The sequence below is a fragment of the Phaeobacter sp. JH20_02 genome, from assembly GCF_048056915.1.
GTDB classification, from domain to species: domain Bacteria; phylum Pseudomonadota; class Alphaproteobacteria; order Rhodobacterales; family Rhodobacteraceae; genus Phaeobacter; species Phaeobacter bryozoorum.
In genome coordinates, this window is record NZ_JAYMVP010000023.1 from 64,140 (window position 1) to 86,680 (window position 22,541).

Below are 22,541 nucleotides of genomic sequence, written 5' to 3' on the forward strand. Positions count from 1 at the left end.
ATTCTTACACCACATGGAAATATCATTCATGAATGGAGTAAAACAGAGGTAATCTGGCAAGAATATCCAGCCAATGTGGATTATCATTTCGCGCATATGATCGTATCATTGCAAGGGATACTCCAATGACCCAGCTCAGCCACGATTTTCGCAGTTACCAGCTGGATGACCGGTATGAGATGACGACGGGCCGCGTCTTTCTGACCGGCACCCAGGCGCTGGCGCGCGTGATGCTGGATCAGGCACGGCGCGACAGATCGGCCGGATTGAATACCGCAGGCTTTGTATCCGGCTATCGCGGCTCTCCGCTGGGCGGCGTTGATCTGGAATTCTGGCGCACCCGCACACGCATGGACGCCAATAACATCACCTTCATGCCCGCCGTGAACGAAGATCTGGGCGCAACCGCCGTCTTGGGCGCGCAGCAGGCCATTCTTGACCCTCACTGCGAGGTCGAGGGCGTGTTCTCCATGTGGTATGGCAAGGGACCGGGGGTCGACAGGTCCGGCGATGCGCTGAAGCACGGCAACGCCTATGGCTCATCCGAGAAGGGCGGCGTTCTGGTCGTTGCAGGCGATGACCATGGTTGCGTCAGCTCCTCAATGCCACATCAGTCCGACGTGGCCTTCATGTCCTGGTTCATGCCGGTCCTGAACCCGGCCGATGTCGGGGAATTCCTGCAGTTTGGCGAATACGGCTTTGCGCTGTCGCGCTATTCGGGCACTTGGGTAGGGTTCAAAGCCGTCTCGGAAACCGTGGAAAGCGCACGCTCCGTGGACCTGCGCCCGGACCGCGCTTTCTCCTACCCCGAACTGCCCGATTATCCAGGCGGGCTGCACATCCGCAGATCAGACCTGCCCTCGCCGGAGATTGAGACCCGGATCCACGCCAAGCTGCGTGCGGTGCGTGCCTTCGCCGAGGCAAATCCGATTGATACGCGGATCTACCATCTGCCGGAGGCAAAATTCGGCTTTGTCACCACGGGCAAGGGACATCTGGACCTGATGGAGGCGCTGCGCCTGCTCGGACTTGATGCGGCCGCCTGCAAACGTCTCGGTATTGATATCTACAAGGTTGGGATGGTTTGGCCCCTAGCCCGCACCGAGGCGCTGCGTTTTGTAAAAGGCAAACAGGAAGTTCTGGTAGTCGAGGAAAAACGCGGCATCATCGAGAGCCAGTTCAAGGAATATTTCTACGACTGGCCAGGCGACAAACCGGAACGGATGGTCGGCAAACATGACAGTCAGGGCAACCCGCTGATCCCCTGGACAGGTGAGCTGTCGCCTTTGCAGCTGGTGCCGATCGTGGCGGAACGCCTGAACCGGTTCTTCCCAGCGGAAAACCTGTTGGAGCGGGCAGATAGCTTGACCGCCAAGCCCCCTCAGTTGCTGAATATCCCCGGTGCCACCCGCACCCCCTATTTCTGTTCGGGCTGCCCTCATAACACCTCCACTAAACTGCCTGAAGGCAGCAAGGCCAACTCGGGAATTGGCTGCCATGTCATGGCCAGCTGGATGGACCGCGACACGGCCGGTTATGCCCAGATGGGAGGCGAAGGGGTGCCCTGGACAGTTGCCTCGAAATTCAACGGCGGCAAGCATGTGTTCCAGAACCTTGGCGAGGGCACCTGGTATCACTCCGGCTCTCTGGCAATCCGTCAGGCGGTCGCTGCGGGCACAAATATCACTTATAAAATCCTCTATAATGATGCGGTCGCGATGACCGGCGGCCAGCCGGTGGATGGACCGGTCAGTGTCTCAGGCATCGCCCAGACCTGCCGCGCAGAAGGCGTCGACCGGATTGCGCTGGTGTCCGATGAGATCGGCAAGTTCTCCTCCTCCGATTTCCCTGCGGGCACCAGTTTTCACGACCGTGCCGAAATGGACACCGTCCAACGCGAGCTGCGGGAGATCCCCGGCGTTACCGTCTTGATTTACGAACAGACCTGCGCCACCGAAAAACGCCGCCGCCGCAAGCGTGGCACAATGGAGGATCCAAAGCGGTTTGCCTTTATCAATGATCTGGTTTGTGAGGGCTGCGGCGATTGTTCGGTGGAATCCAACTGCCTGAGTGTCGAGCCGAAAGAGACCCCCTTTGGCCGAAAACGCAAGATCAACCTTTCAAGCTGCAACAAGGATTTCTCCTGCCTGAATGGTTTCTGCCCAAGCTTCGTAACCGTGGAACGTGCAACGCGGCGCAAGAAAGAAATTGCCGCTTTGGACATTGGTACGCTGACCGCTGGCCTACCTATGCCTGCTTTGCCATCGCTGGAGGATCCATTCGATCTTCTGGTGACCGGTGTCGGCGGTACGGGCGTCGTCACGGTCGGTGCTCTGATCACTATGGCCGCGCATCTGGAAGGGAAAGGCGCCAGCGTCCTGGACTTTACCGGCTTCGCACAGAAGTTCGGCACCGTACTCGGCTATATCCGCCTTTCAAATGCACCGGACGTGCTGCATCAGGTGCGTATCGACCAAAATGCGGCAGATGCGGTAATCGGTTGCGACGTGGTGGTCAGTTCCGCTCCGAAAGCGTCAGCCCACTATCGCGAGGGCACGAAAATGGTGCTGAACCGCGCCGAAATGCCCACAGGCGATCTGGTCCTGCGCCGTGATGCCGACTTGATGGCCGCTCTGCGCGAAAAATCCATCGCCGGCGTCATCGGTGCCGACAACCTGTCGGGCTTCAACGCGAATGAAGCGGCAGAAACTCTGCTTGGCGATGCCGTTCTGGCCAATGTCATGATGCTGGGCTTTGCCTGGCAAAAGGGACTGGTTCCGGTCAGCCTCGTCGCCCTTGATCAGGCTATTGTCTTGAACGGTGTTGCGATCGAGAAGAACCGCCTGGCCCTGGCCATCGGGCGGGCCTTCGCTCATGATCCGGCGCGCCTGTCAGATCTCTACTCCGAAGAGGTGGCGCGCGCAGAAACCCTGGCCGAGCTGATTGACCGCCGCGCCACGTTTCTGACCGGCTATCAGGATGTTGCCTATGCACAATCTTATACTGCCCAGCTGGAAACCCTGCGCGATGCCCTTCCTGCGGATCGGTCTGAAGAGCTGGTCAAGGCGGCCGCAAGATCGCTGTTCAAACTGATGGCCTACAAGGACGAATTCGAAGTGGCCCGCCTTCTGAGCGACGATCGTTTTACGCATCAGCTCGAAACCGAATTTGAGGGCGACTTTAAGGTGAACTATCACCTTGCCCCGCCGCTCCTCAGCCGCAAAACCGATGCGCGGGGCCGCCCCCGCAAAATCCAGTTCGGCGGCTGGATGCGTCCGGCGCTCCGCCTTCTGGCGAAGGGACGCCGCCTGAGAGGCCATCGCTGGAACCCCTTCGGTCATCACGAAGAGGCACGTCTGCACCGCGATCTGCTCAGCTGGTATCAGGGCATCCTCCAGCAGGCCGCCGTACGCTATACAGCAGAGGATCACGACAAATGGCTGTCCGTGCTGACTGCACCGATGGATATCCGTGGATACGGACCGGTGCGCATGGCCGCCGCCGAAAAGACCAGGGCCGACGTCGACAAGCTGCTCACTGCGATGTGAGACCGCGTCTCAGGGGCGCCAGTACTGTTTGGCGTATTCCGCAAATTCGGCCAGCTCTGCGGGGCTGGCCGACTGGCCGGTAAAGACCTCCAGATAAGCCCCCGTCATGCTGAGCCGCTGCTCGTACGGCTCATTAAGGCCCGCCATGTCGTAGCCCAGCTGCATGTAATAGAGCACTTTGGCCCGCGTTTCTGCATCGCGTTCAGGGTAATCATAGCGCCGAAACATCGAGGTCAACGCATCGATCCTGCGGGCATCCGACATGTCCAGAATATTGCGCACATGGCCGGATCTGCGCGCCCAGTCCCGTATCGCGAAATCAAGAGCCGTGTTGAACAACTGCGGGTTCGCCGTACAGCGAAACACATTCAGGACAGCGGCGGTAATGGTCTCTGCCGCAGCTTCAGCCTGCCCCATCAGGCCAACCGTATTGGTCTGTTCCCAATTGGTCAGCAGCGCGTCCAACAGATCCTGCCGTGACTTGAAATACCAATAGAACGAAGACCGAGAAACCCCCATGCGTTCCGCGAGCGCAAGCACCTTGACCTGCTCGACCCCGTCGGTAATCAGCACATCCATCGCCACATTCAGCCAATCTGCACGCGTGACCTTGACGTTGCCAACCAATGGGATGGCTTCGGGATCATCGCGGTGCAGGATCGGTTTTTCAGCCATGGCTGACCTCTGAATACTTGGATTGAAACCTCGGCGGGCGGGCCGCAGACGACACGAATGATCTGACCGCACAACTTGCCGCTGTTTGTACAGGCTGTCCATCCGGTCCTACAAGTGTTCTCACAATCGGGCGCTTGGGCGCTCGGCGATCCTATCGTACCACGCGCGGGTCGCAGTATTGTCTGCCGGGATACGCATCTTGATGACCCGGGCGAAGTCGACAAAAACAAAGGCGGCAATATCGGCCAGGGTCAGATCGTCCAAAGCGACAAAGACGCTTTGCTGCAAGCGCGCCTCCAGCAGATCGAAAAACCGCGCAGTTCGGGCAAGACCTCGTTCTGCCAACTCTGGAATCTGAGCATGATCTTCGGGGCCAGGAATGGCCCGGTGGGCAAAGGCCGGGTGGCTGTTTCGCAGCGCTTCGGCGATCGGCAGTCCGCCCTGCGCCTCTACTATCGCATGCCACATCAGGACTTGCCCTTTTTCCGCCGGAGTGCGCCCCATCAATGGCGGTTCCGGGTGGAGCGCCTCCAGATAGGCCGCAATCCCCAGGTTCTCAGTCAAGGTCAGCCCGTCATCCGTCACCAGAACCGGCAGCGTCGCCTGCGGATTGACCGCCCGAAACGCCTCAGACAATTGTTCGCCCTTTGCAATCGAAATGTCGCGCGTCTCGATCTCCAGCCCCTTTTCTGCGATGAACATCCGCGCTCGTCTGGGGTTGGGGGCGGTGCTGCAATCGTAAAATATCATAGTGCGGCCTCTCATCTGCGTTTCGGAACGTCTCAAGCAGCCTAGGTCGCCGGAAGGCCACGGCGCCAGTCAAACCCGACGTCGCAACCGCAGCTGACACGCGCGGATCAGCTCACACGGCAATAGATGAAACACCGCCCCGGAACCGCCCCCGCTGGCAAAGGCTGTTCCACCAGCGAGTCGAAATACATCCGGTCTGAGGACACCATAAGGCCGCCCACCGCCAGAAGCGGCTCGACCAGAGGCGAGATCATCCTCGCGAAGGCGTCGTTCTTTTCGCGGTCATGCCCGCCCAGGTCGGCGTGGATCAGGCTGGCGCCTCCCGAAAACCGGTCTGCGGCTGCGGGCAGTGTTTCACGAACGTCACCAAGGATGGTCAGATGTTCCGCTGGCGTGCTGTCGGGATGCGAGGCGACGGCGCGCTCGAATACATAGACGTCACGATCACGAATGCGTTCGCGCATGTGGTGAAAGGTACGGCCATTGCCTAACCCCAGTTCAAACACCGGCTCTGTCCGGCCCGCGGTCTGCACAATAGCCGCATCCAGACAGGCCCGCTGCGACACCATCCGGTCGATAAACAGATCAAGCCGTGTGGTGGTATTCTGCGCGTTCATGACATTCTCCCTTAGATGACCGTGGCAGCACTAAGGCCGCAAGTTGCGACAGCTGTGACAGAGATTGTCGCGAATGTGTAGCATCCGAAAGCTATGCGTCTCTGCGCTTTTGCACGAGCCTGGGCTGCTCGCGGGCACTCAATTTTTTGGCATCAATCTTTAGGGTATGGAAATGGGATTTGACTATTGCCCCAGTGGCGCGCGACAGTGGGCGAAAAAAACAGGGGATATGGAACCGCTATGCAAGCGCCGCAACGGCTTGGCGGCTTAGGCTAAATGACGCCTCTGCTGTCTGTCGAGAACCTCAGTATCGGATTTGGCCAGGGTGACCCGGTTGTGAGAGACGTGAATTTTTCCGTCTCCGCAGGTGAAACCGTTGCGCTTGTCGGAGAAAGCGGCTCGGGCAAAACCGTGACCTGTCGTGCTGTCCTGCGGATCCTGCCGAAGGCCGCGCAGATCAGGCAGGGCCGGATCTTGTGGCGTGGCGCCAACGGCGGTGGCGAACGGGATCTGCGCACGCTGGGCGAGCGGCAGATGCGAGACGTTCGCGGCAATGAAATCGCAATGATCTTTCAGGAGCCGATGCGCTCTCTTTCGCCACTGCACAGGATCGGCAATCAGGTTGCCGAAGTACTCTGGCTGCATGGTGGCAAAAGCGAAAGCGCCGCCAAGCGCGAGGTCTTGACCTGTTTTGAACGGGTGGGCTTCCCGGATCCTGAGCGCACCTATAAATCCTATCCTTTTGAGCTGTCCGGCGGGATGCGTCAGCGCGCGATGATTGCGATGGCGATGGTCGCCAAGCCTGATCTTTTGATCGCGGACGAACCGACGACGGCGCTGGACGTAACCACCCAGGCACAGGTACTGGGCCTAATGAAAGACCTCCAGCGCGATACCGGCATGGCGATGATCCTGGTGACCCACGATCTGGGTGTTGTCGCCAATATGGCCGAGCAAGTCGTGGTCATGCACAAAGGCCGCGTCATGGAATCCGGCAGTGCCGAAGCTGTCCTTGGCGCGCCCGCGCATCCCTACACTCAGGCTTTGTTCAGGGCGGCCCCGCAGATCCCCGAGACACCAGAACCCGTCTCCCCTGTGCCGCAAGACGATCTGATCCTTGAACTGCGCAACATTTCCAAGACATACGCGTTGCGGGCTGGCAAAGGTTGGTCTGCGCCCACCCTTATTCATGCCTGCAAAGAGCTGAATCTAGCGCTCCCGCGCGGCAAGACGCTGGCAATCGTCGGCGAAAGTGGTTCGGGAAAGACAACAGCCGCACGTATTGCGCTTGGCGCCGAAGCCCCCGACCCCGGCGGGGAAGTCGTGTTCAGACCCGCAGCAGATGCCGCACCGATTTCTGTTCATGACATGGACCGCAGCAGCCGGACGGCGTTTCAACGAGCCGCCCAGATGGTGTTTCAGGACCCCTATTCATCGCTGTCGCCGCGGATGCGTGTTCAGGATGCCATGACGGAACCGCTGGAGATCCACGGTTTGGGCAATCGCAGCAGCCGCCGGGATCGCGCCGAAGAGATGTTGCGGCTGGTGGGCCTGCAACCTGAAATGCTGCTTCGCTATCCACATGCGTTCTCGGGCGGTCAGCGCCAACGCCTGTCGATCGCCCGCGCGCTGATGCTCGATCCATCGCTGATCGTCTGCGATGAGCCGACATCGGCCCTAGACGTCTCGGTCCAGGAACAGATCCTGCGACTGCTGGAGGACATCCGCGATCAGCAGCAACTGTCCTATCTCTTTATCAGCCACGACCTGGCTGTGGTGGCACGCATCGCCGATGAGGTCGCTGTAATGCGCCGTGGTATGGTGGTAGAACAGGCGCCGCCTGAAACGCTGTTTTACAATCCTCAGCATCCATACACCAAGGCACTGATTGCTGCGCAGCCGGAACCGAGCATCAAGCGCCCGATCAATCTCAAATTGGTAGCACAGGGCGCCGGATCGCCCGACAGCTGGCCAGACCGTTTCAAATTCTCCGGCATCACGGCACCGCCTTTGGTACAAGTGGAGCCCGGACATAAGGTACGTTGTCATGTTTAATCTGCGCTCATCCCTGAAGACCCTCGCAACTGGCGCGGTTCTGGCCCATGCCCTCAGTCTGGCAATGGCCTCGACGGCCGTCGCCACGCCCGCACAACTGATCGAAAGCGGGTTTTGGGAACAGGAGGTGCAATCCGGCGACCTGCCGCCTGTCGCCGAACGAGTGCCCGAGGTCCCGTTGATCGTCGATCTGGAAGCCAAGGGCCGTCAGTTCGGGGTCCAGGGCGGCACGCTCAACACCATGGTGACGCGGTCCAAGGACATCCGGCAGATGGTGGTGTACGGCTACGCCCGACTGGCGGGCTATGACGAGACCTATCAGCTACAGCCAGACATCCTGCTGGATTTCGAGGTTGAGGATAATCGCCGCTTCACCTTGAAACTGCGTCCGGGTCACCGCTGGTCAAATGGTGATCCCTTCACCTCTGCCGATTTTGAATACTGGTGGAAAGACGTCGCCAATAACCTGCTGCTCAACCCTACTGGCGCCCCGGATTATCTGCGGGTGGATGGGGCGCTGCCAACCGTCAGTTTTCCTGATGAAACAACCATCATCTACGAATGGGCTGCCCCCAATCCCAGTTTCCTGCACAGTCTTGCGCAGGCCAGCCCGCCCTTCATCTATCGCCCATCGGCCTATCTGAAACAGTTTCATGCCGATTACGCCGACCCCGAAAAGCTCGCTGAGGAAGTGGACTATGCCCGGGTCAAGAGCTGGGCCGCCCTGCACAACAAGCTCGACAATATGTATAAGTTCGACAACCACGAATTGCCGACTTTGCAGCCTTGGATCAATGCAACCTCGGGCAAGAAGATCCGGCATCTCTTCGTGCGCAATCCTTATTACCATCGTGTCGACAGCAAGGGCGTGCAGCTGCCCTATATCGACACGGTCGAGATGGAAATCGTGGCAGGCGGCCTGGTCGCCGCCAAGACCAATGCCGGCGAAGCGGACCTGCAAGCCCGCGGACTTGGCTTTCGCGATATTCCGATCCTGCGCAAGGGAGAGAGCGATGGCGCCGCCTACAAGACCTATCTCTGGGGCAATGGAACTGCTTCTCAGATCGCCATCTATCCAAATCTCAACGTAAACGACGACCAATGGCGCCAGGTTCTGCGCGACACGCGCGTACGCCGGGCCCTCTCTGTCGCGATCAACCGGGCCGGCATCAACAAGGCGCTCTATTTCAAACTGGCAAAGCCGGGGGCGATGGCGGTGCTTGAGGCCAGCCCCTTCTTTGATCCCGCCCTGCGCGAGGCCTGGGCTCAATATGACCCCGAGCTGGCAAACCAGCTTCTGGACCAAGCCGGGCTGAGCGAGCGTGACAGCTATGGCATCCGTAAACTGCCCGATGGCCGCCCCATGGAACTTGTCGTGGAGACCGCCGGCGAACGTCAGGAGGTAGAAAACGCGCTACAGATCATCTCCGATGACTGGCGCGATGTTGGCGTCAAACTGGTGATGCGGCCCCTTGATCGAGACATCCTGCGCAACCGGGTGTTTTCCGGCACTACAATGGCCTCGGTCTGGTATGGCTGGGACAACGGGCTGCCGCAAACCTATACTTCGCCTGCTTATCTGGCACCGACCGATCAGGTGTTTCTGTCTTGGCCGAAATGGGGCCAATACCATCAGACCGGAGGTGACGTTGGGGAGGCACCGGACCTCGAACCCGCCCAGCGACTGATGGAACTCTGGCACGCCTGGGAAGCCGCAACAACGGACGAAACCCGCACCAAGGTCTGGCAGGAAATGCTGAAGATCCACGCTGATGAAGTCTATGCAATCGGTCTGGTCGCTGCGGCCCCGCAACCTGTTGTTGTCAGCAATCGTCTGCGCAATGTGCCGACAAAAGGCATCTGGGCCTGGGATCCGGGCGCCCATTTTGGCATCTACCGCCCGGATGAGTTCTTCTTCGAAGACGGCAAAGGCTGAGGGACCACGACCAGATGGAGATCCTGCGCTACGCCATCTATCGCTTTGGAACCATGTTGCTGACGCTGCTTGTGGTATCAGTGCTGATCTTCGTCATCATCAACCTGCCCCCCGGTGACTACCTGTCCAACCAGATCGCGGAGCTGCGAGCCTCCGGCCAGTCGTCCGGCGTGGACAAGGCGGAATTCCTTCGCAAGGAATATGCGCTGGATCGCCCGCTGTGGCAGCAGTACATGATCTGGATGGGGTTCATGCCCGGCCCGCATGGGTTCTCCGGGATGATACAGGGCAATTTTGGCTGGTCTTTCGAATTTGACCGCCCGGTTGCCGAGATTGTCGGCGAGAGCCTCTGGCTCACCGTTCTGGTCAATGTTGCAGCAGTGCTGTTCGTCTACCTCGTTGCACTTCCGCTGGGGGTCCTGGCGGCAGCGCGCTCTCGCACCTGGGTCGACTATACCTCTGCCTTCGTTGGATACCTCGGGCTCGCAACGCCGAACTTTCTGCTGGCGCTTATCCTGTTCTATTATGGGCATAAATATTTCGATCTGCCAATCGGTGGCCTGATGGATCCCGCCTATGAGGGAGAGCCGATGACATGGGAGAAGGTGAAATCCATTCTGATCCACCTGATTGTGCCAACCTTCGTGATCGGAACCTCCGGCGCCTCGGCCATGATGCAGCGGCTGCGGGCCAATATGCTGGATGAACTCGGCAAACCCTATGTGGAAACCGCGATAGCAAAGGGGATGGCACCGGCCCGGATGTTGACAAAATATCCGCTGCGTGTGGCCTTCAACCCCTTTGTTGCGGACATTGGCAACCTGCTGCCAGCCATGATCTCCGGCTCGGTTCTGGTCTCCGTTGTTCTGGGCCTGCAGACCATTGGGCCTACCCTACTCACCGCACTCAAAACACAAGATATGTTCCTGAGCGGATTCGTCTTGATGTTCGTCGCACTGCTCACCCTGATCGGGACCATGATTTCCGATGTCTTGCTGGTGATGCTCGATCCCCGCATCCGCTATGAGGAGCGCAAGCGATGAGCACCCAACCCGACAATCGCTACGTCGATACCGCGCCCTATGATCCCAATACGGCCCTGCAAGAATTGGAGCGCAAGGATCTCGACGCCCCCAATTGGGTGTTGATCTGGCGCAAGTTCAAAACGCACAAACTGGGCCTCACCTCGGGTATCTTCCTGCTGGTCTGCTACCTGCTGCTTCCTGTCATCGGCTTCATAGCGCCCTACGGCCCGAATGAGCGCGACAGCGAGCATATCTACTCGCCGCCTCAATCCATAAACCTGTTCCATGAGGGCAAGCTGCGCGCGCCGTTTATCTATCCGATGACCTCGGAGGCGGATCTCGAAACCTTTCAATGGGTCTTCAAGCCAGATCTGGAAAACCCGCAACCGCTGCGATACTTCTGCGAGGGTGCAACCTACAAGATTGCCGGGCTGTTCCCGTCCGACACCCATCTGTTCTGCCCCCCCGAAGGCGCAACTCTGTTTATCTGGGGATCCGACCGGCTGGGCCGGGATGTCTTCAGCCGTATTCTTTATGGCGCCCAGCTGTCACTCACCGTGGGTCTGATTGGCATCACCGTCTCCTTTGTGCTGGGGATATTCTTTGGCTCCCTCGCGGGATACTTCGGCGGCAAGCTGGACTGGATGATCAACCGGATGATCGAAATCCTGCGCTCGCTGCCTGAACTGCCGCTGTGGCTGGCGCTCTCCGCCGCTGTGCCATCCAACTGGTCGCCAGTCGCGGTGTTCTTTGTCATCTCAATCATTCTGGGCATTCTTGACTGGCCCGGACTGGCGCGCTCCGTCAGAGCGAAGTTCCTGTCCCTGCGCGAAGAAGAATACGTCCGCGCTGCAGAAATGATGGGAGCGTCCTCGGGGCGGGTGATACGCAAACACCTGCTGCCGAATTTCATGTCACATCTTATCGCCTCTGCTGCCCTGTCGATCCCGGCGATGATCCTTGGTGAAACGGCGCTCTCGTTCCTTGGCCTCGGGTTACGCGCCCCGGCCGTTAGTTGGGGCGTCATGCTGAACGACGCGCAAAATCTTGCTTCGATCGAGATTTACCCATGGACCGCCATTCCCATGCTTCCGATCATCATTGTTGTGCTTGCATTCAATTTCCTCGGCGACGGATTGCGCGACAGCCTGGATCCCTACCAGCAATAACCCCCAGGTGATCAACTGACCCGCGAAAGGAGAGCCCAATGCAGGCGCTACCAGACCCTGAAACCTACTCCGTGATCGCAGGTGCTCGCTGGCCCAGCTGCTATGCTGTTTCGGAACTGGCCAACCGCTCGCTGGCTGCGGTCGGGGTCGCCCTAGCCGAACTGATGACCGCGATGAACCTCAGCACCGAAGATCTGGCCGTTACCGTCGATCAGCGCCGGGCTGCGCTCTGGTTTCGCTACAGCTTCCGTCCCATGGGCTGGGAGATGCCCAATCTCTGGGACCCCTTGGCCGGCGATTATCGCACAGCCGACGGATGGATCCGGCTTCATACCAACCTTCCCCATCATCGCGACGCGGCGCTGACGACCCTCGGCTGCCAACCTACCCCGGAGGCGGTACGCGACGCTGTTGCTAGCCGATCCGCGGATACGTTGGAACAGGCCATCGTTGGTGCGGGCGGTGTCGCGGCAGCGATGCGCAGCCATGCCGACTGGCAGGCCCATCAACAGGGGCAGGCAGTCGGTTCCGAGCCCTTGATCGCCTGGGGGCGGCCCCGTCACATCAACCTTCGAAAGCATCCATTGGCAACAGGGGCTCGGCCTTTGGCGGGACTGCGGGTGCTGGACCTCACGCGGGTGCTGGCAGGCCCCGTAGCGACCCGGACCTTGGCCGCCTTCGGCGCTACTGTCCTCAGGATTGATCCGCCGGGCTGGGACGAACCCGGCGTGCTTCAGGATATTTCGCTGGGCAAACATATGGCGTCATTGGATCTGCGCTCCGCCAGCGGGCGTGATCGCTTTGAAACTCTGTTAGCCGACGCCGATGTTCTGGTGCATGGCTTTCGTCCCGGCGCGCTGGACGGGCTGGGATATGATACCGCAAAACTGCAGGAACTCGCGCCGAACCTCATTGATGTGCGCTTGAATGCCTATGGCTGGACCGGCCCGTGGGCGCAGCGCAGGGGATTTGACAGCCTTGTGCAGATGAGCAGCGGGATCGCCGAACGTGGGCGCCAATGGGTCGCCGGATTTCCATCGACATCTGACCCCGCGGCAAAACCGGTTCCGCTCCCTGTACAGGCACTGGACCACGCGACCGGTTATCTGATGGCCGCAGCAGTTCTACAGGCATTGAGCAAGGCAAGCAGAGGCGAGCCTGTTGCCGATGCGCGCCTGTCGCTGGCCCGCACCGCGCATGAGCTCACATCCCTAACCGACTGTCATGGCGATGACGGCGCACCCGGCCAGGAACTGGCGGGCGCAGTCGATCGCGACTTCTCACCGGAAGTGGAGCAGACAAGCTGGGGACCCGGACAGCGGCTGCTTGCGCCGCTGGCGGTTGGTAAGACGCAGATGCAGTGGGTCCAGCCTGCGACGGCATCAGGAACAGCAGCGCCGGACTGGCCTCGCTGATCTCCTAGCGATCGTCACCGTCGCCATCGTTCACATCCATCAGATCCTCATCGATGGCCGCCTGAACAGCCCCGACAGCCAGATCGCGCTTCTCTTTGGGGGTTTGCTCGACCTGATCCCCAGCCAAACGCACGGTAACCTCGCGATGGGCAAATTTGATACCTTCGCGCGCAAAGAGATCGCGGATTTCCTGAAACACCTTCTTGCGCACCAGCCATTGGTCGCCAGGCTTGGTCATGAATTTGACCCGAATGATCATTGCAGAATCCTGCATCTCAATCACACCCTGCGACTTCAGCGGCTGTATGAAGGTGTCTCCGATCACCGGATCATCCAGCAGCTCTTGCCCCAGTTTCTTGATGAGTTTGCGCACCTTTTCCACATCGGTGTCATAGGTCACCCGTAGCGGCAGCTTCATCATGACCCAGTCGCGGGAATAATTGGTCAGCACGCGGATCTCGCCAAAGGGAATGGTGTGCAACGCTCCCAGGTGATGGCGCAACTGAAAGGATCGCACCGAAATACGTTCGACCGTGCCTTTGACATCGCCGATATCTATGTATTCGCCCTTGCGGAAGGCGTCGTCCACGAGGAAGAAGGCACCCGAAAAGATATCCCGGACCAGGGTCTGCGACCCAAAACCCACCGCCAGACCGACTACACCGGCACCGGCGAACAACGGGCTGACGTTGATCCCCAGTTCCAGCAGAACGATCAGGATGATGGAGACCACGACAACCGCCAAGATCGCGCCTCGGAACAGCGGCAACAGGGTTGCCAACCGGCTGGCACCGCCCGCGCCGCCCTCGTCCCCTAATTCGCCAACCGGCATGTCGCCAACCTCTTCGTCGATCTTGCTGTCGATCCAGATCCGGGCGATGTGGTAGACAATATAACCGATGAACAGGATCACGATTATATCGCTCATCCGGTCCAGACGGGAGTTTTCCATCCAGGCTGCTTCGGGGTTCCAGATCGTGACCATGGCGAGAAAGCCGACGGTAAAGGCCAGTATACCGGCGATGCGGCGCGCGAGATCTTCGAAAGTGGCTATCGGGTGCCGCTGCTGTTGCGGAAGCATCTCGGCATCGTCGTCGGTCTCTGCGTCACTGTCTTCGTCGCTTCCATCGGCAGCGTTGACCAGCACCCGTCGCTGCGACCGATTGAAGAAGCGTTCGATCACATAGTTGATGAGGCCGTAGACAACCAGAATAGAGGTCAGCACCGAATAGCTGCCCGCCATGAGCGGCAGCGACATATCGCGCTCCAACACCAGATCGAAGGCGAGCTCCAGCCATCCAAATATGATGTAGACCACCAGAACAGGTGCCCAGGCAACAGACAGAAGCCGGACGAGCCAGGAGCAGGTTTCCGGGGCGCGGCCTGCACGTATGGCGTTGGAAATGGGTCGCGCATTGATCACAACCATCAAAAGATTGCCGAACGTGCCAACCAATGCCAACACGCCATAGACAAGCGCATATACATTGTAATTGAGCCCGAAATCGCCAACCCAAGTCGCAAAAAGCACCGAACAGATATCGTAGGTCGCCAGCCCGGAGGCCCAGAAATACAGACGCCGAGCGTCCCGGTCTGAGAACACGGGAATGCGGTATTGGCTGAGGTAAGGCGACAGCACCATGCGCCACAGGTCCGAAACTGTCCGCGACAAGAAAAACGCCGTGTAGATCGCGGTGACGGTGAATTTCACCGATGAATTGCCGGAAGTTCCGAAGATGAGATAGGACGTCAGCAACGCAAACGCCATGGCTACAATTGTACCGCCGACCCCCATAATGAAACGGAAGACCAGGAACGGCATTTTATCCTGATAGCCTTCGGGCTGTTCCTTGATCCGCGACACCACATGTTTCTTGGCTATACGCTTGCCGTAAATCTCGACTGAGACCCAGCGACCGATGAACAGCAGAAACAAGCTCCAGCCGAGCACCTTCACGTAGGTGATAATGCGGCCATCCGGGCTCGTCTGTCGCAGGATGTACTGCACCTCAAAGATCGAATAGGGCATCGCCTCCAGACGACTTTTCAGGGCATCCCCGAATTGCTCCACCTCCGATTGCGCTTTCATCAGCGCCGAGGCCCCTTCCATCTGATCCGTGGCGGGAACAGGTATCGTTCCACCCTGCGCATCCGAGGGCGAAACCAGCTGGCCGCGACCATCAACGATGATGACGCCGACGCCGCTCTCAGCTGCCTGCTCAATCGCCTTGGCTAGATCATCCCCACCCTGAGGTGACGTCGATTGCGCCCATGTTGCTGCCGGACCAAAGGCCGCCACAACCAGCGCCAGCGTCAAACAGACAAGATACTGCGATACCATTCGCCACATGAGAACAACCCGATTTTTTGGAACCATCCCTTCACCAAGGCCGCAAAACGGTGAAAATATCAAGTCTTTGCACCTTGGCACGGCGTTTCAGTGGTGAAAGTGCGGTTCGCAAGCGCTTGATTGCAACTTATACCTCTGCACGTTATAGAAAATTCAGCGTACCACACAGAGCGCAGGAGGGCAGACCACGCCGACGGGCGCAGGATTCTCCCTTCGACGTTCTGGATCTGACGCAACGATGATCTGTGCCTTGGCCCGTAGCGTGTCAGGCTGAGCAACCTGAGGCGATACTATGCTGAGGCGGACCCTGGCCGAGCTGTTACGCACAGCCGCTGATGCGGAGGATGGGCACCCGTGTCCAGAACATCTCTGCACGTCCTCCCGACTTGGGTTGCCCGGTGTTTCATCTCTCCTATCCTTGTACCAGACGCAGGCCCAGCGATGACAGTCAACGCACCCTCCAGCACCCCTCGCGGCCCCCGTGTCATGCTCTACAGCCACGATACCTTCGGGCTGGGTCATCTGCGACGGTCGAGGGCCCTGGCCGGTGCGATTACCGATGCGGACCCGTCGGCCTCGGCCCTGATCCTGACCGGCTCTCCCGTGGCCGGGCGTTTCGCCTTTCCCTCACGCGTCGACCATGTGCGGCTACCCGGTGTAATCAAGCGGTCGGACGGCTCCTATGCGTCACGGACAATGGGAATGTCGATTGAAGAGACCACCACGCTGCGGGCAGGTCTTATCCGATCTACCGCGATGGAATACGCCCCCGATGTGCTGATCGTCGACAAGGAACCAACCGGGTTTCGCGGCGAATTGCTGCCCACCTTGGAAGAGCTGCAGCGCAAGGGCAAAACACGCCTGATCCTCGGGTTGCGCGATGTTCTGGATGAGCCGGAGGTGCTGGCCACCGAGTGGGCCCGCAAGGATGCCGTTGCCGCCACTGAACAATTCTATGACGAGATCTGGGTCTATGGCATCCGCTCCGTCTATGATCCCACCGCCGGGCTTCCCCTCAGCGCGGACGCACAGGCGCGGATGCATTGGACCGGGTATCTGCGCCGCGATCTTGGCGAGCTGGGAACCCCTCCCGAGCAGCCATATGTCCTGATCACCCCCGGCGGCGGTGGCGATGGCGCGATGATGGTCGACCTTGTCCTGACCGCCTATGAACGCGACCCGAACCTGGCACCCCGGGCCATGCTGGTCTACGGCCCCTTCCTGTCGGGCGAAACCCGAACCGAGTTCGAGACTCGTGTTGCCGCTCTGAACGGCCGCGTCACAGCAGTGGGGTTCGAATCCGAGATCGAAACCCTCTTCGCCGGGGCGCAGGGCGTTGTCTGCATGGGCGGCTACAACACGTTCTGCGAGGTTTTGTCCTTTGACAAACCCGCCGTCATTGTACCGCGCACCACCCCGAGGCTTGAGCAGTGGATCCGCGCCAGCCGCGCCGAAGAACTTGGGCTGACGGCCATGCTGGATGAGCGTCGAGACGGCTGGACACCAGAGGCGATGATCCGTGCGATCCGCGCGCTCGCCGACCAACCACCGCCCTCGGCGGCGATCCCCGACGGGTTGTTGGACGGTCTCGATTATGTAACCGACCGGGTCGATGCACTTCTGCATAAGACCAGCGGGAAGGCCGCCGAATGAACTCTCGCAAGACCACGCCGTCGCGCCCGCCTCTTGCCGTGATCGTCAAAGGTTGGCCGCGCCTGTCCGAAACGTTCATCGCGCAGGAACTGGTCGCGCTGGAGGCCGCAGGCCATAGTTTTGAAATCTGGTCCCTTCGTCATCCCACGGATATCAAACGTCATCCCTTACATGAGAAGCTGAGCGCCGCGGTCCACTACCTGCCGGAGTATCTTTATCAGGAACCTGATCGTGTCTGGAGCGCGCGGCAACAGGCACAGGCCATGCCCGGCTATCAGACCGCCTATCGGATCTGGCGGCAGGACCTGCGCCGCGATCCCTCCCGCAACCGGATCCGCCGATTTGGCCAGGCTTGCGTCCTGGCTGCGGAAATGCCGGAGCAGGTCCTCGGGCTTTATGCTCATTTCCTGCACACGCCGTCTTCAGTGGCGCGCTATGCCGCCATCATGCGCGGTCTGCCCTGGAGTTTTTCCGCCCATGCCAAGGACATCTGGACATCCCCCGAGTGGGAACTGAAAGAAAAGCTTGCAGCCGCGACACATGGCGCTGCCTTCGGTGCCACTTGCACCGGGTTTGGGGCGAAACACCTGCAAGCGCTTTCGGACAGAACTGACCGGGTTGACCTGATCTATCACGGTCTGGATCTCTCGCGTTTCCCCTCTCCGCCCCAGCGCAGATGGCGTGCTCCGGGCGACCCGCTGCATCTGATGTCGGTCGGCCGATTGGTCGAGAAGAAGGGCTTTGACCGGTTGATCGCCGCGCTCGCCCTCCTGCCCAGTTCGCTGGACTGGCACTGGACCCACATCGGCGGCGGCGACCTAAAAGACCTGCTACGAGGCATGGCAGAGGATCTAGGCGTGGTCAATCGGATCACCTGGCGCGGCGCCTGCGATCAGCCCGAGGTTATCTCGGCCATGCGCGCATGTGACATATTCGTCCTGCCCAGCCGCATCGCCAGCGATGGTGATCGGGACGGGCTGCCTAACGTGCTGATGGAAGCCGCGTCGCAGCGCCTGCCGATCCTGTCCACCGCGGTCTCTGCGATCCCGGAGTTCATCGAAAATAGCACCCACGGCGTGCTCAGCCAAGATACCCCCGAAGCCTTGGCAGAGGCCATCCTGACACTGAGCCGGAATCCCGAGCAAGCCGCCCGAATGGCAGAAGCGGCACTCGTCCGACTGCGTCATGATTTTGGCATGGACCCCGGCATCGCCCGGCTGTCGGAGCGGCTGAAGACGATGATACGCGAGACATGAGCCGGGGCCACAAGATTGCCTTTTATGCGCCGATGAAGTCACCGCGCCACCCGGTGCCTTCAGGTGATCGAGAGATGGCCCGCAATCTGATGGGATTACTCGCCGGGACTGGGGCAACCGTCACTCTGGCCAGCGAGCTTCGGGTGTATGACAGATCCGGTGACACCGAACACCAAGCCACACTGCGCGGCAAGGCAGCACATGAGATCGACCGCATCTGTACCGAGATTCGCGCCACTCCCGAGGCCGACCGGCCTGCGCTCTGGCTTACCTACCACAACTATTACAAGGCCCCCGATCTGATCGGCCCTGCCGTCGCGGAGCGTCTCGGCATCCCCTATGTTCAGGTAGAATCGACACGCGCCAACAAAAGGCTCAAAGGTCCATGGTCGGATTTCGCCAGGGCAGCCCATGAGGCGGCCGATGCGGCTGCGGTCATCTTCTATCTGACCGAACAGGACCACGAGACCTTGCTGCGCGACAGATACGCGGACCAGAGGCTGGTCCACCTGCCCCCGTTCTTGACAGCGAAGACGCTGCCAACCGCCAGCGATCACTCCGGCCCGCTGTTGAGCGTCGGTATGATGCGACCGGGCGACAAGCTCGCCTCATATCGTCTGCTCGCGGATGCGCTCGCCAGGGTATCCCAGCCCTGGCGGTTGGACATCGTCGGCGACGGCCCGGCCCGCCCCGAGGTCGAAACCCTGATGCGCCCCTTCGGCGAGCATGTCCGATTTCTTGGTGAGTTGAACCGGGAGGCATTGGAGGCGCTCTATCAACAGGCCTCCCTTTTTCTCTGGCCCGGTGTCAACGAAGCGTTTGGAATGGTCTATCTTGAAGCCCAGGCCCATGGTGTGCCTGTCGTGGCGCAGGATCGCCCTGGCCTGTGCGATGTCGTCACCCAATGGGAGGAACCAGACCTTAATCCAACGACCGACAGCGGCGCTGCGGGCTACGCCCGGGCGCTCGAACGGGCGCTGGATGATGGAGCCTTGCGGAACCGGCAGGCCAAACGCGCCCGCGACCGGATTGCCACGCGACACCTCGCACCGGTGGCGGCACAAAAATTGTGGGCCACGCTCTCACCCTTGCTGGAGATTTCATCATGATCAGGCTTGCCCTCCTGCGCCACGGCCACACCGACTGGAACCGTGCCGGCCGAATTCAAGGTCGCAGCGATATCCCGTTGGACGACACGGCGCGTGCCGAACTCGCCGTGCAGGCCCTGCCTGCCCCTTGGGATCAAGCTTCGCTTTGGTCGAGCCCGTTGAAACGCGCGGCCGAGACCGCCAAGCTGGTTGCAGACCGTACCCCCCAGACCAGCCCGGCGCTCATCGAAATGAACTGGGGAGACTGGGAAGGCCAGCACGGCAAGGATCTAAGAGCCGACCTGACCAGCGGATTTCGCGACATCGAGGAGTGGGGCTGGGACTACCGCCCGCCCGGCGGCGAAACCCCACAGGAGGTCTGGGAGAGGATCGTGCCATGGCTCGCCCAGTTGACAGAGGACACCGTGGCCGTGTGCCATATCGGGATCATGCGGATGATCCTGGCGCGGGCATATGGCTGGAACTTTGACTCGCCAGCCCCGTTTCAGATCAAGCGCAACCGGTTGTTCGTGGTGGAGCGACACGCTGACGGCAGGCTCACACCCGTCGCTGAACCAGTGCGTCTCAGCAAACGGGACATGTGATGAAAGTCCTCATCGCAGTCACGCATCTGTTGGGCACTGGGCATCTGTCACGCGCCCTGACACTGGGCCGGGCGTTCAGCGCTGCCGGACAGCAGCCCTGTGTCGTCTCCGGCGGCGGGTCGGCGCGTCAGCTTGATCATAGCGGTGTTGATCTCGTGCAGCTGCCTCCTTTGCGATCAGACGGCGTCAGTTTCTCGCGCCTGCTGACACCAACCGGTGAAGTGGCCGACGATGCCTATTTCGACAGCCGGATCGAAATGCTGTGCGACACGGTTCAACGGATCCAGCCGGATATTGTCATCACTGAGTTATTCCCCTTTGGACGGCGCAGCTTGCGGCAGGAGTTTCTGGCACTGCTCGATGCGGCTCACGACCTGCCGAAACGACCTGTCGTGTTGGCGTCCGTGCGCGATATCCTGGCACCACCCTCGAAACCCAAGAAGGCCGATGACGCCGCGGCCATTCTGACAACACGCTATGATGGTGTGCTGGTTCATTCAGATCCCCAGGCCACGCAGTTGGAGGCCTCATGGCCTGTCACACCGGCGATCTCGTCAATGCTGCACTATACCGGATATGTCGCACCGCCCCCGCCAGCACCGCACCCAGAAGGAACCGGCAAAGGCGAGATCCTTGTCAGCGCCGGTGGCGGCGCCGTCGGTGAAACGCTTTACCGGATCGCGCTCAAAGCCGCTGCGCTGCGTCCCGCTCTACGCTGGCGGATTCTGGTGGGCGGCCCGTCCGCAGCGGAGCAAATCGCCCAGCTGGTGGCGGAGCACGGCGAAACACTCGCACATCTGGAACCCGCACGGCCAGATTTCAGGCAGATGCTAAAAGGCGCAGCCGCTTCGGTCAGCATGTGTGGCTACAATACTGCGCTCGATCTGTTGCAAACAGGGGTGCCCGCAGTGATCGTTCCATTCGATGCGGGCAATGAGGTCGAACAGACCCTGCGCGCCAGCAGTCTCACGCAGCTGGATGGCATCGCGGCGATACCCTCGGCCGATCTGACGCCGGAGGCGCTTTGCAGGGCCGTTGACGCGGTTATGGCGGCACCCGCACGGCCAACAGATGGCTTCCGGTTTGACGGCGCCTCCCGAACGGTAGAGATTGCCCGCGAAATGGCAAAGGAGCGTTCATGACACCCGATTGGACCAATTTGGACCGAGAGCTTGCCAGGTGGCAGGAGGATGGGCTGATCCTGCCGCTGTGGTGGCGCGATGACGACGCGATTGCGGCGACACCACAGCTCGACCGGCTAATCGAACAATCGCAGCAACTGGCGCTACCTGCCCATCTCGCGGTTGTGGGACGTGACGCAACCTCCTCCCTTGCCAATCGGCTGGCTCAGGTCGACACGCTGGTGCCGGTGGTTCATGGCTGGGCGCATCAGAACCATGCCCCGCATGGTGAAAAGAAGGCCGAGTTCGGCACCCATCGACCGATAGATGACGTGCTGGAGGATGCAGAGAACGCCCTGACCCTTCTGCGTGACCTTTTTGGCGATCGGCTAAGACCGATGTTCGTCCCTCCCTGGAACCGGATCGACGCCGAAGTTGAACCCTGGCTGGCCGGACTCGGCTATAGCGCGCTATCGACCTTTGCTCCTCGGCGACGGGCCAAGGCAGCCCCGGGTCTATGGCAGATCAATACGCATCTGGACCCGATCGACTGGAAGGGCACGCGCTCACTCGTACCGCCAGCGTTGCTTCTTTCACAGCTGGTCACGCAGCTCGCAGCGCGCCGCAAGGGGCAGGCCGATGTCGCCGAACCCTATGGCATCCTGACCCATCATCTGGTGCAGGACGATGTGACATGGACGTTCTGCAGCGATGTGATACGCCGCCTGCTGGACGGCCCGGGGCGTGCTTGGGTTTTTGATGAAAGGATTAACTGAATGAGCCGCTTGGATTCCATGCTGCGTCGCCTGACCGCGCAGCGAGATGGGCTCAACTGGGCCGCAGACCAAATTCGTGGCCTGAGCGGTGATGTTCTTGATATCGGGTTGGGCAACGGCCGCACCTATGACCACCTGCGCGAAACATTGCCTGACCGCAGGGTGCGGGTCATCGACCGGGTGCTGCAGTGCCATCCCTCCTGCGTGCCGCCAGAAGCAGACTTCCTCCAAGGGGAGGCGCGCCCGATGCTGGACCAGCTGGCCGGCGAGAACAGCCCAATAGCGCTGGCCCATTATGATCTGGGTTTCGGCGTCCCGGAGCGGGACATCGCCGAGGCTGCGGCTCTGTCACCGGCCATTGCGGCAGTGATGACGCCGGGCGGGGTCATCGTTTCAGGTCAGCCGCTGGTCGGATTTGAAGAGTTGCAAGGCCCGGCGGATATTCCACCGGGGCGCTACCTGTTCTATCGCGCCTGACTGGCGCAGCCCTGCCGCGCAGGCA

17 protein-coding genes are annotated in these 22,541 nt (G+C 60.3%); 13 read left to right on the forward strand and 4 right to left on the reverse strand.

Annotated elements, in window-relative coordinates; translation table 11 throughout:
* Positions 1 to 125: 125 nt before the first annotated feature.
* Positions 126 to 3,548 carry an indolepyruvate ferredoxin oxidoreductase family protein gene (locus VWY34_RS12525; protein ID WP_416545488.1) on the forward strand — a complete coding sequence of 1,141 codons (3,423 nt, stop codon included), beginning with the start codon at positions 126 to 128 and terminating at the stop codon, positions 3,546 to 3,548.
* Between the two features lie 9 nt (positions 3,549 to 3,557).
* Here VWY34_RS12525 and VWY34_RS12530 read toward each other — a convergent pair whose 3' ends face one another.
* The 3 genes from VWY34_RS12530 to VWY34_RS12540 form a co-directional block, all read right to left on the reverse strand.
* On the reverse strand, positions 3,558 to 4,223 hold the full coding sequence (locus VWY34_RS12530; RefSeq protein WP_340544397.1) for a TetR/AcrR family transcriptional regulator: 666 nt from the start codon (positions 4,221 to 4,223) through the stop codon (positions 3,558 to 3,560).
* A 120-nt stretch (positions 4,224 to 4,343) separates the two neighbouring features.
* Positions 4,344 to 4,973 (reverse strand): glutathione S-transferase family protein, encoded by a 630-nt coding sequence (locus tag VWY34_RS12535; protein WP_416545490.1) that lies wholly within the window; start codon positions 4,971 to 4,973, stop codon positions 4,344 to 4,346.
* A gap of 107 nt (positions 4,974 to 5,080) precedes the next feature.
* On the reverse strand, positions 5,081 to 5,590 hold the full coding sequence (locus tag VWY34_RS12540; RefSeq protein ID WP_416545492.1) for a class I SAM-dependent methyltransferase: 510 nt from the start codon (positions 5,588 to 5,590) through the stop codon (positions 5,081 to 5,083).
* A gap of 276 nt (positions 5,591 to 5,866) precedes the next feature.
* Between VWY34_RS12540 and VWY34_RS12545 the strand changes: the two genes are divergently transcribed.
* Genes VWY34_RS12545 through VWY34_RS12565 form a run of 5 tightly spaced genes read left to right on the forward strand, consistent with a single transcriptional unit; the run spans position 5,867 to position 13,190 of the window.
* Entirely contained in the window at positions 5,867 to 7,645 is a 1,779-nt protein-coding gene (locus tag VWY34_RS12545; protein ID WP_416545494.1) for a dipeptide ABC transporter ATP-binding protein, read from the forward strand.
* A complete protein-coding gene (locus VWY34_RS12550; RefSeq protein ID WP_416545496.1) occupies positions 7,638 to 9,581 on the forward strand; it encodes an ABC transporter substrate-binding protein in 1,944 nt (647 codons plus the stop codon). The genes VWY34_RS12545 and VWY34_RS12550 overlap by 8 nt, the downstream gene beginning before the upstream one ends.
* A 14-nt stretch (positions 9,582 to 9,595) precedes the next feature.
* Positions 9,596 to 10,624, forward strand: a complete 1,029-nt coding sequence (locus VWY34_RS12555; RefSeq protein ID WP_340544391.1) for an ABC transporter permease — start codon at positions 9,596 to 9,598, stop codon at positions 10,622 to 10,624.
* Complete coding sequence (locus tag VWY34_RS12560; protein WP_416545498.1) at positions 10,621 to 11,775, forward strand: ABC transporter permease; 1,155 nt, start codon at positions 10,621 to 10,623, stop codon at positions 11,773 to 11,775. The genes VWY34_RS12555 and VWY34_RS12560 overlap by 4 nt, the downstream gene beginning before the upstream one ends.
* Positions 11,776 to 11,813: 38 nt before the next feature.
* Positions 11,814 to 13,190, forward strand: coding sequence for a CoA transferase (locus tag VWY34_RS12565; RefSeq protein ID WP_416545500.1), 1,377 nt, complete (start codon positions 11,814 to 11,816; stop codon positions 13,188 to 13,190).
* A gap of 4 nt (positions 13,191 to 13,194) precedes the next feature.
* Here VWY34_RS12565 and VWY34_RS12570 read toward each other — a convergent pair whose 3' ends face one another.
* Positions 13,195 to 15,540, reverse strand: coding sequence for a mechanosensitive ion channel domain-containing protein (locus VWY34_RS12570; RefSeq protein ID WP_340544387.1), 2,346 nt, complete (start codon positions 15,538 to 15,540; stop codon positions 13,195 to 13,197).
* A gap of 441 nt (positions 15,541 to 15,981) precedes the next feature.
* On the opposite strand from VWY34_RS12570, the gene VWY34_RS12575 reads away from it, so the two are divergent.
* From VWY34_RS12575 to VWY34_RS12605, 7 genes are read left to right on the forward strand one after another with little or no spacing between them, the layout of a single operon-like run.
* Positions 15,982 to 17,193, forward strand: coding sequence for a glycosyltransferase family protein (locus tag VWY34_RS12575; RefSeq protein WP_340544386.1), 1,212 nt, complete (start codon positions 15,982 to 15,984; stop codon positions 17,191 to 17,193).
* Positions 17,190 to 18,449: a glycosyltransferase family 4 protein gene (locus VWY34_RS12580; RefSeq protein WP_416545502.1), complete on the forward strand. Its 1,260-nt coding sequence runs from the start codon at positions 17,190 to 17,192 to the stop codon at positions 18,447 to 18,449. Before VWY34_RS12575 ends, VWY34_RS12580 begins: the two co-directional genes overlap by 4 nt.
* Positions 18,446 to 19,558 (forward strand): glycosyltransferase family 4 protein, encoded by a 1,113-nt coding sequence (locus VWY34_RS12585; RefSeq protein WP_416545504.1) that lies wholly within the window; start codon positions 18,446 to 18,448, stop codon positions 19,556 to 19,558. The genes VWY34_RS12580 and VWY34_RS12585 overlap by 4 nt, the downstream gene beginning before the upstream one ends.
* Positions 19,555 to 20,142 (forward strand): histidine phosphatase family protein, encoded by a 588-nt coding sequence (locus VWY34_RS12590; RefSeq protein ID WP_416545506.1) that lies wholly within the window; start codon positions 19,555 to 19,557, stop codon positions 20,140 to 20,142. The genes VWY34_RS12585 and VWY34_RS12590 overlap by 4 nt, the downstream gene beginning before the upstream one ends.
* On the forward strand, positions 20,142 to 21,284 hold the full coding sequence (locus VWY34_RS12595; protein WP_340544381.1) for a glycosyltransferase family protein: 1,143 nt from the start codon (positions 20,142 to 20,144) through the stop codon (positions 21,282 to 21,284). Before VWY34_RS12590 ends, VWY34_RS12595 begins: the two co-directional genes overlap by 1 nt.
* Complete coding sequence (locus VWY34_RS12600) at positions 21,281 to 22,039, forward strand: polysaccharide deacetylase family protein (RefSeq protein ID WP_416545508.1); 759 nt, start codon at positions 21,281 to 21,283, stop codon at positions 22,037 to 22,039. The genes VWY34_RS12595 and VWY34_RS12600 overlap by 4 nt, the downstream gene beginning before the upstream one ends.
* Positions 22,040 to 22,516 (forward strand): class I SAM-dependent methyltransferase, encoded by a 477-nt coding sequence (locus VWY34_RS12605; protein ID WP_416536491.1) that lies wholly within the window; start codon positions 22,040 to 22,042, stop codon positions 22,514 to 22,516.
* Positions 22,517 to 22,541: the final 25 nt, after the last annotated feature.

Excerpts from the sequence above, each read along its gene's own strand:
- VWY34_RS12560 (WP_416545498.1), top strand. The coding sequence starts at position 10,621 with ATGAGCACCCAACCCGACAATCGCTACGTCGATACCGCGCCCTATGAT.
- VWY34_RS12600 (WP_416545508.1), top strand. The coding sequence starts at position 21,281 with ATGACACCCGATTGGACCAATTTGGACCGAGAGCTTGCCAGGTGGCAG.
- VWY34_RS12605 (WP_416536491.1), top strand. The coding sequence starts at position 22,040 with ATGAGCCGCTTGGATTCCATGCTGCGTCGCCTGACCGCGCAGCGAGAT.
- VWY34_RS12545 (WP_416545494.1), top strand. The coding sequence starts at position 5,867 with ATGACGCCTCTGCTGTCTGTCGAGAACCTCAGTATCGGATTTGGCCAG.
- VWY34_RS12565 (WP_416545500.1), top strand. The coding sequence starts at position 11,814 with ATGCAGGCGCTACCAGACCCTGAAACCTACTCCGTGATCGCAGGTGCT.
- VWY34_RS12530 (WP_340544397.1), bottom strand. The coding sequence starts at position 4,223 with ATGGCTGAAAAACCGATCCTGCACCGCGATGATCCCGAAGCCATCCCA.
- VWY34_RS12590 (WP_416545506.1), top strand. The coding sequence starts at position 19,555 with ATGATCAGGCTTGCCCTCCTGCGCCACGGCCACACCGACTGGAACCGT.
- VWY34_RS12535 (WP_416545490.1), bottom strand. The coding sequence starts at position 4,973 with ATGATATTTTACGATTGCAGCACCGCCCCCAACCCCAGACGAGCGCGG.
- VWY34_RS12555 (WP_340544391.1), top strand. The coding sequence starts at position 9,596 with ATGGAGATCCTGCGCTACGCCATCTATCGCTTTGGAACCATGTTGCTG.
- VWY34_RS12575 (WP_340544386.1), top strand. The coding sequence starts at position 15,982 with ATGACAGTCAACGCACCCTCCAGCACCCCTCGCGGCCCCCGTGTCATG.
- VWY34_RS12580 (WP_416545502.1), top strand. The coding sequence starts at position 17,190 with ATGAACTCTCGCAAGACCACGCCGTCGCGCCCGCCTCTTGCCGTGATC.
- VWY34_RS12570 (WP_340544387.1), bottom strand. The coding sequence starts at position 15,540 with ATGTGGCGAATGGTATCGCAGTATCTTGTCTGTTTGACGCTGGCGCTG.
- VWY34_RS12550 (WP_416545496.1), top strand. The coding sequence starts at position 7,638 with ATGTTTAATCTGCGCTCATCCCTGAAGACCCTCGCAACTGGCGCGGTT.
- VWY34_RS12525 (WP_416545488.1), top strand. The coding sequence starts at position 126 with ATGACCCAGCTCAGCCACGATTTTCGCAGTTACCAGCTGGATGACCGG.
- VWY34_RS12585 (WP_416545504.1), top strand. The coding sequence starts at position 18,446 with ATGAGCCGGGGCCACAAGATTGCCTTTTATGCGCCGATGAAGTCACCG.
- VWY34_RS12595 (WP_340544381.1), top strand. The coding sequence starts at position 20,142 with ATGAAAGTCCTCATCGCAGTCACGCATCTGTTGGGCACTGGGCATCTG.
- VWY34_RS12540 (WP_416545492.1), bottom strand. The coding sequence starts at position 5,590 with ATGAACGCGCAGAATACCACCACACGGCTTGATCTGTTTATCGACCGG.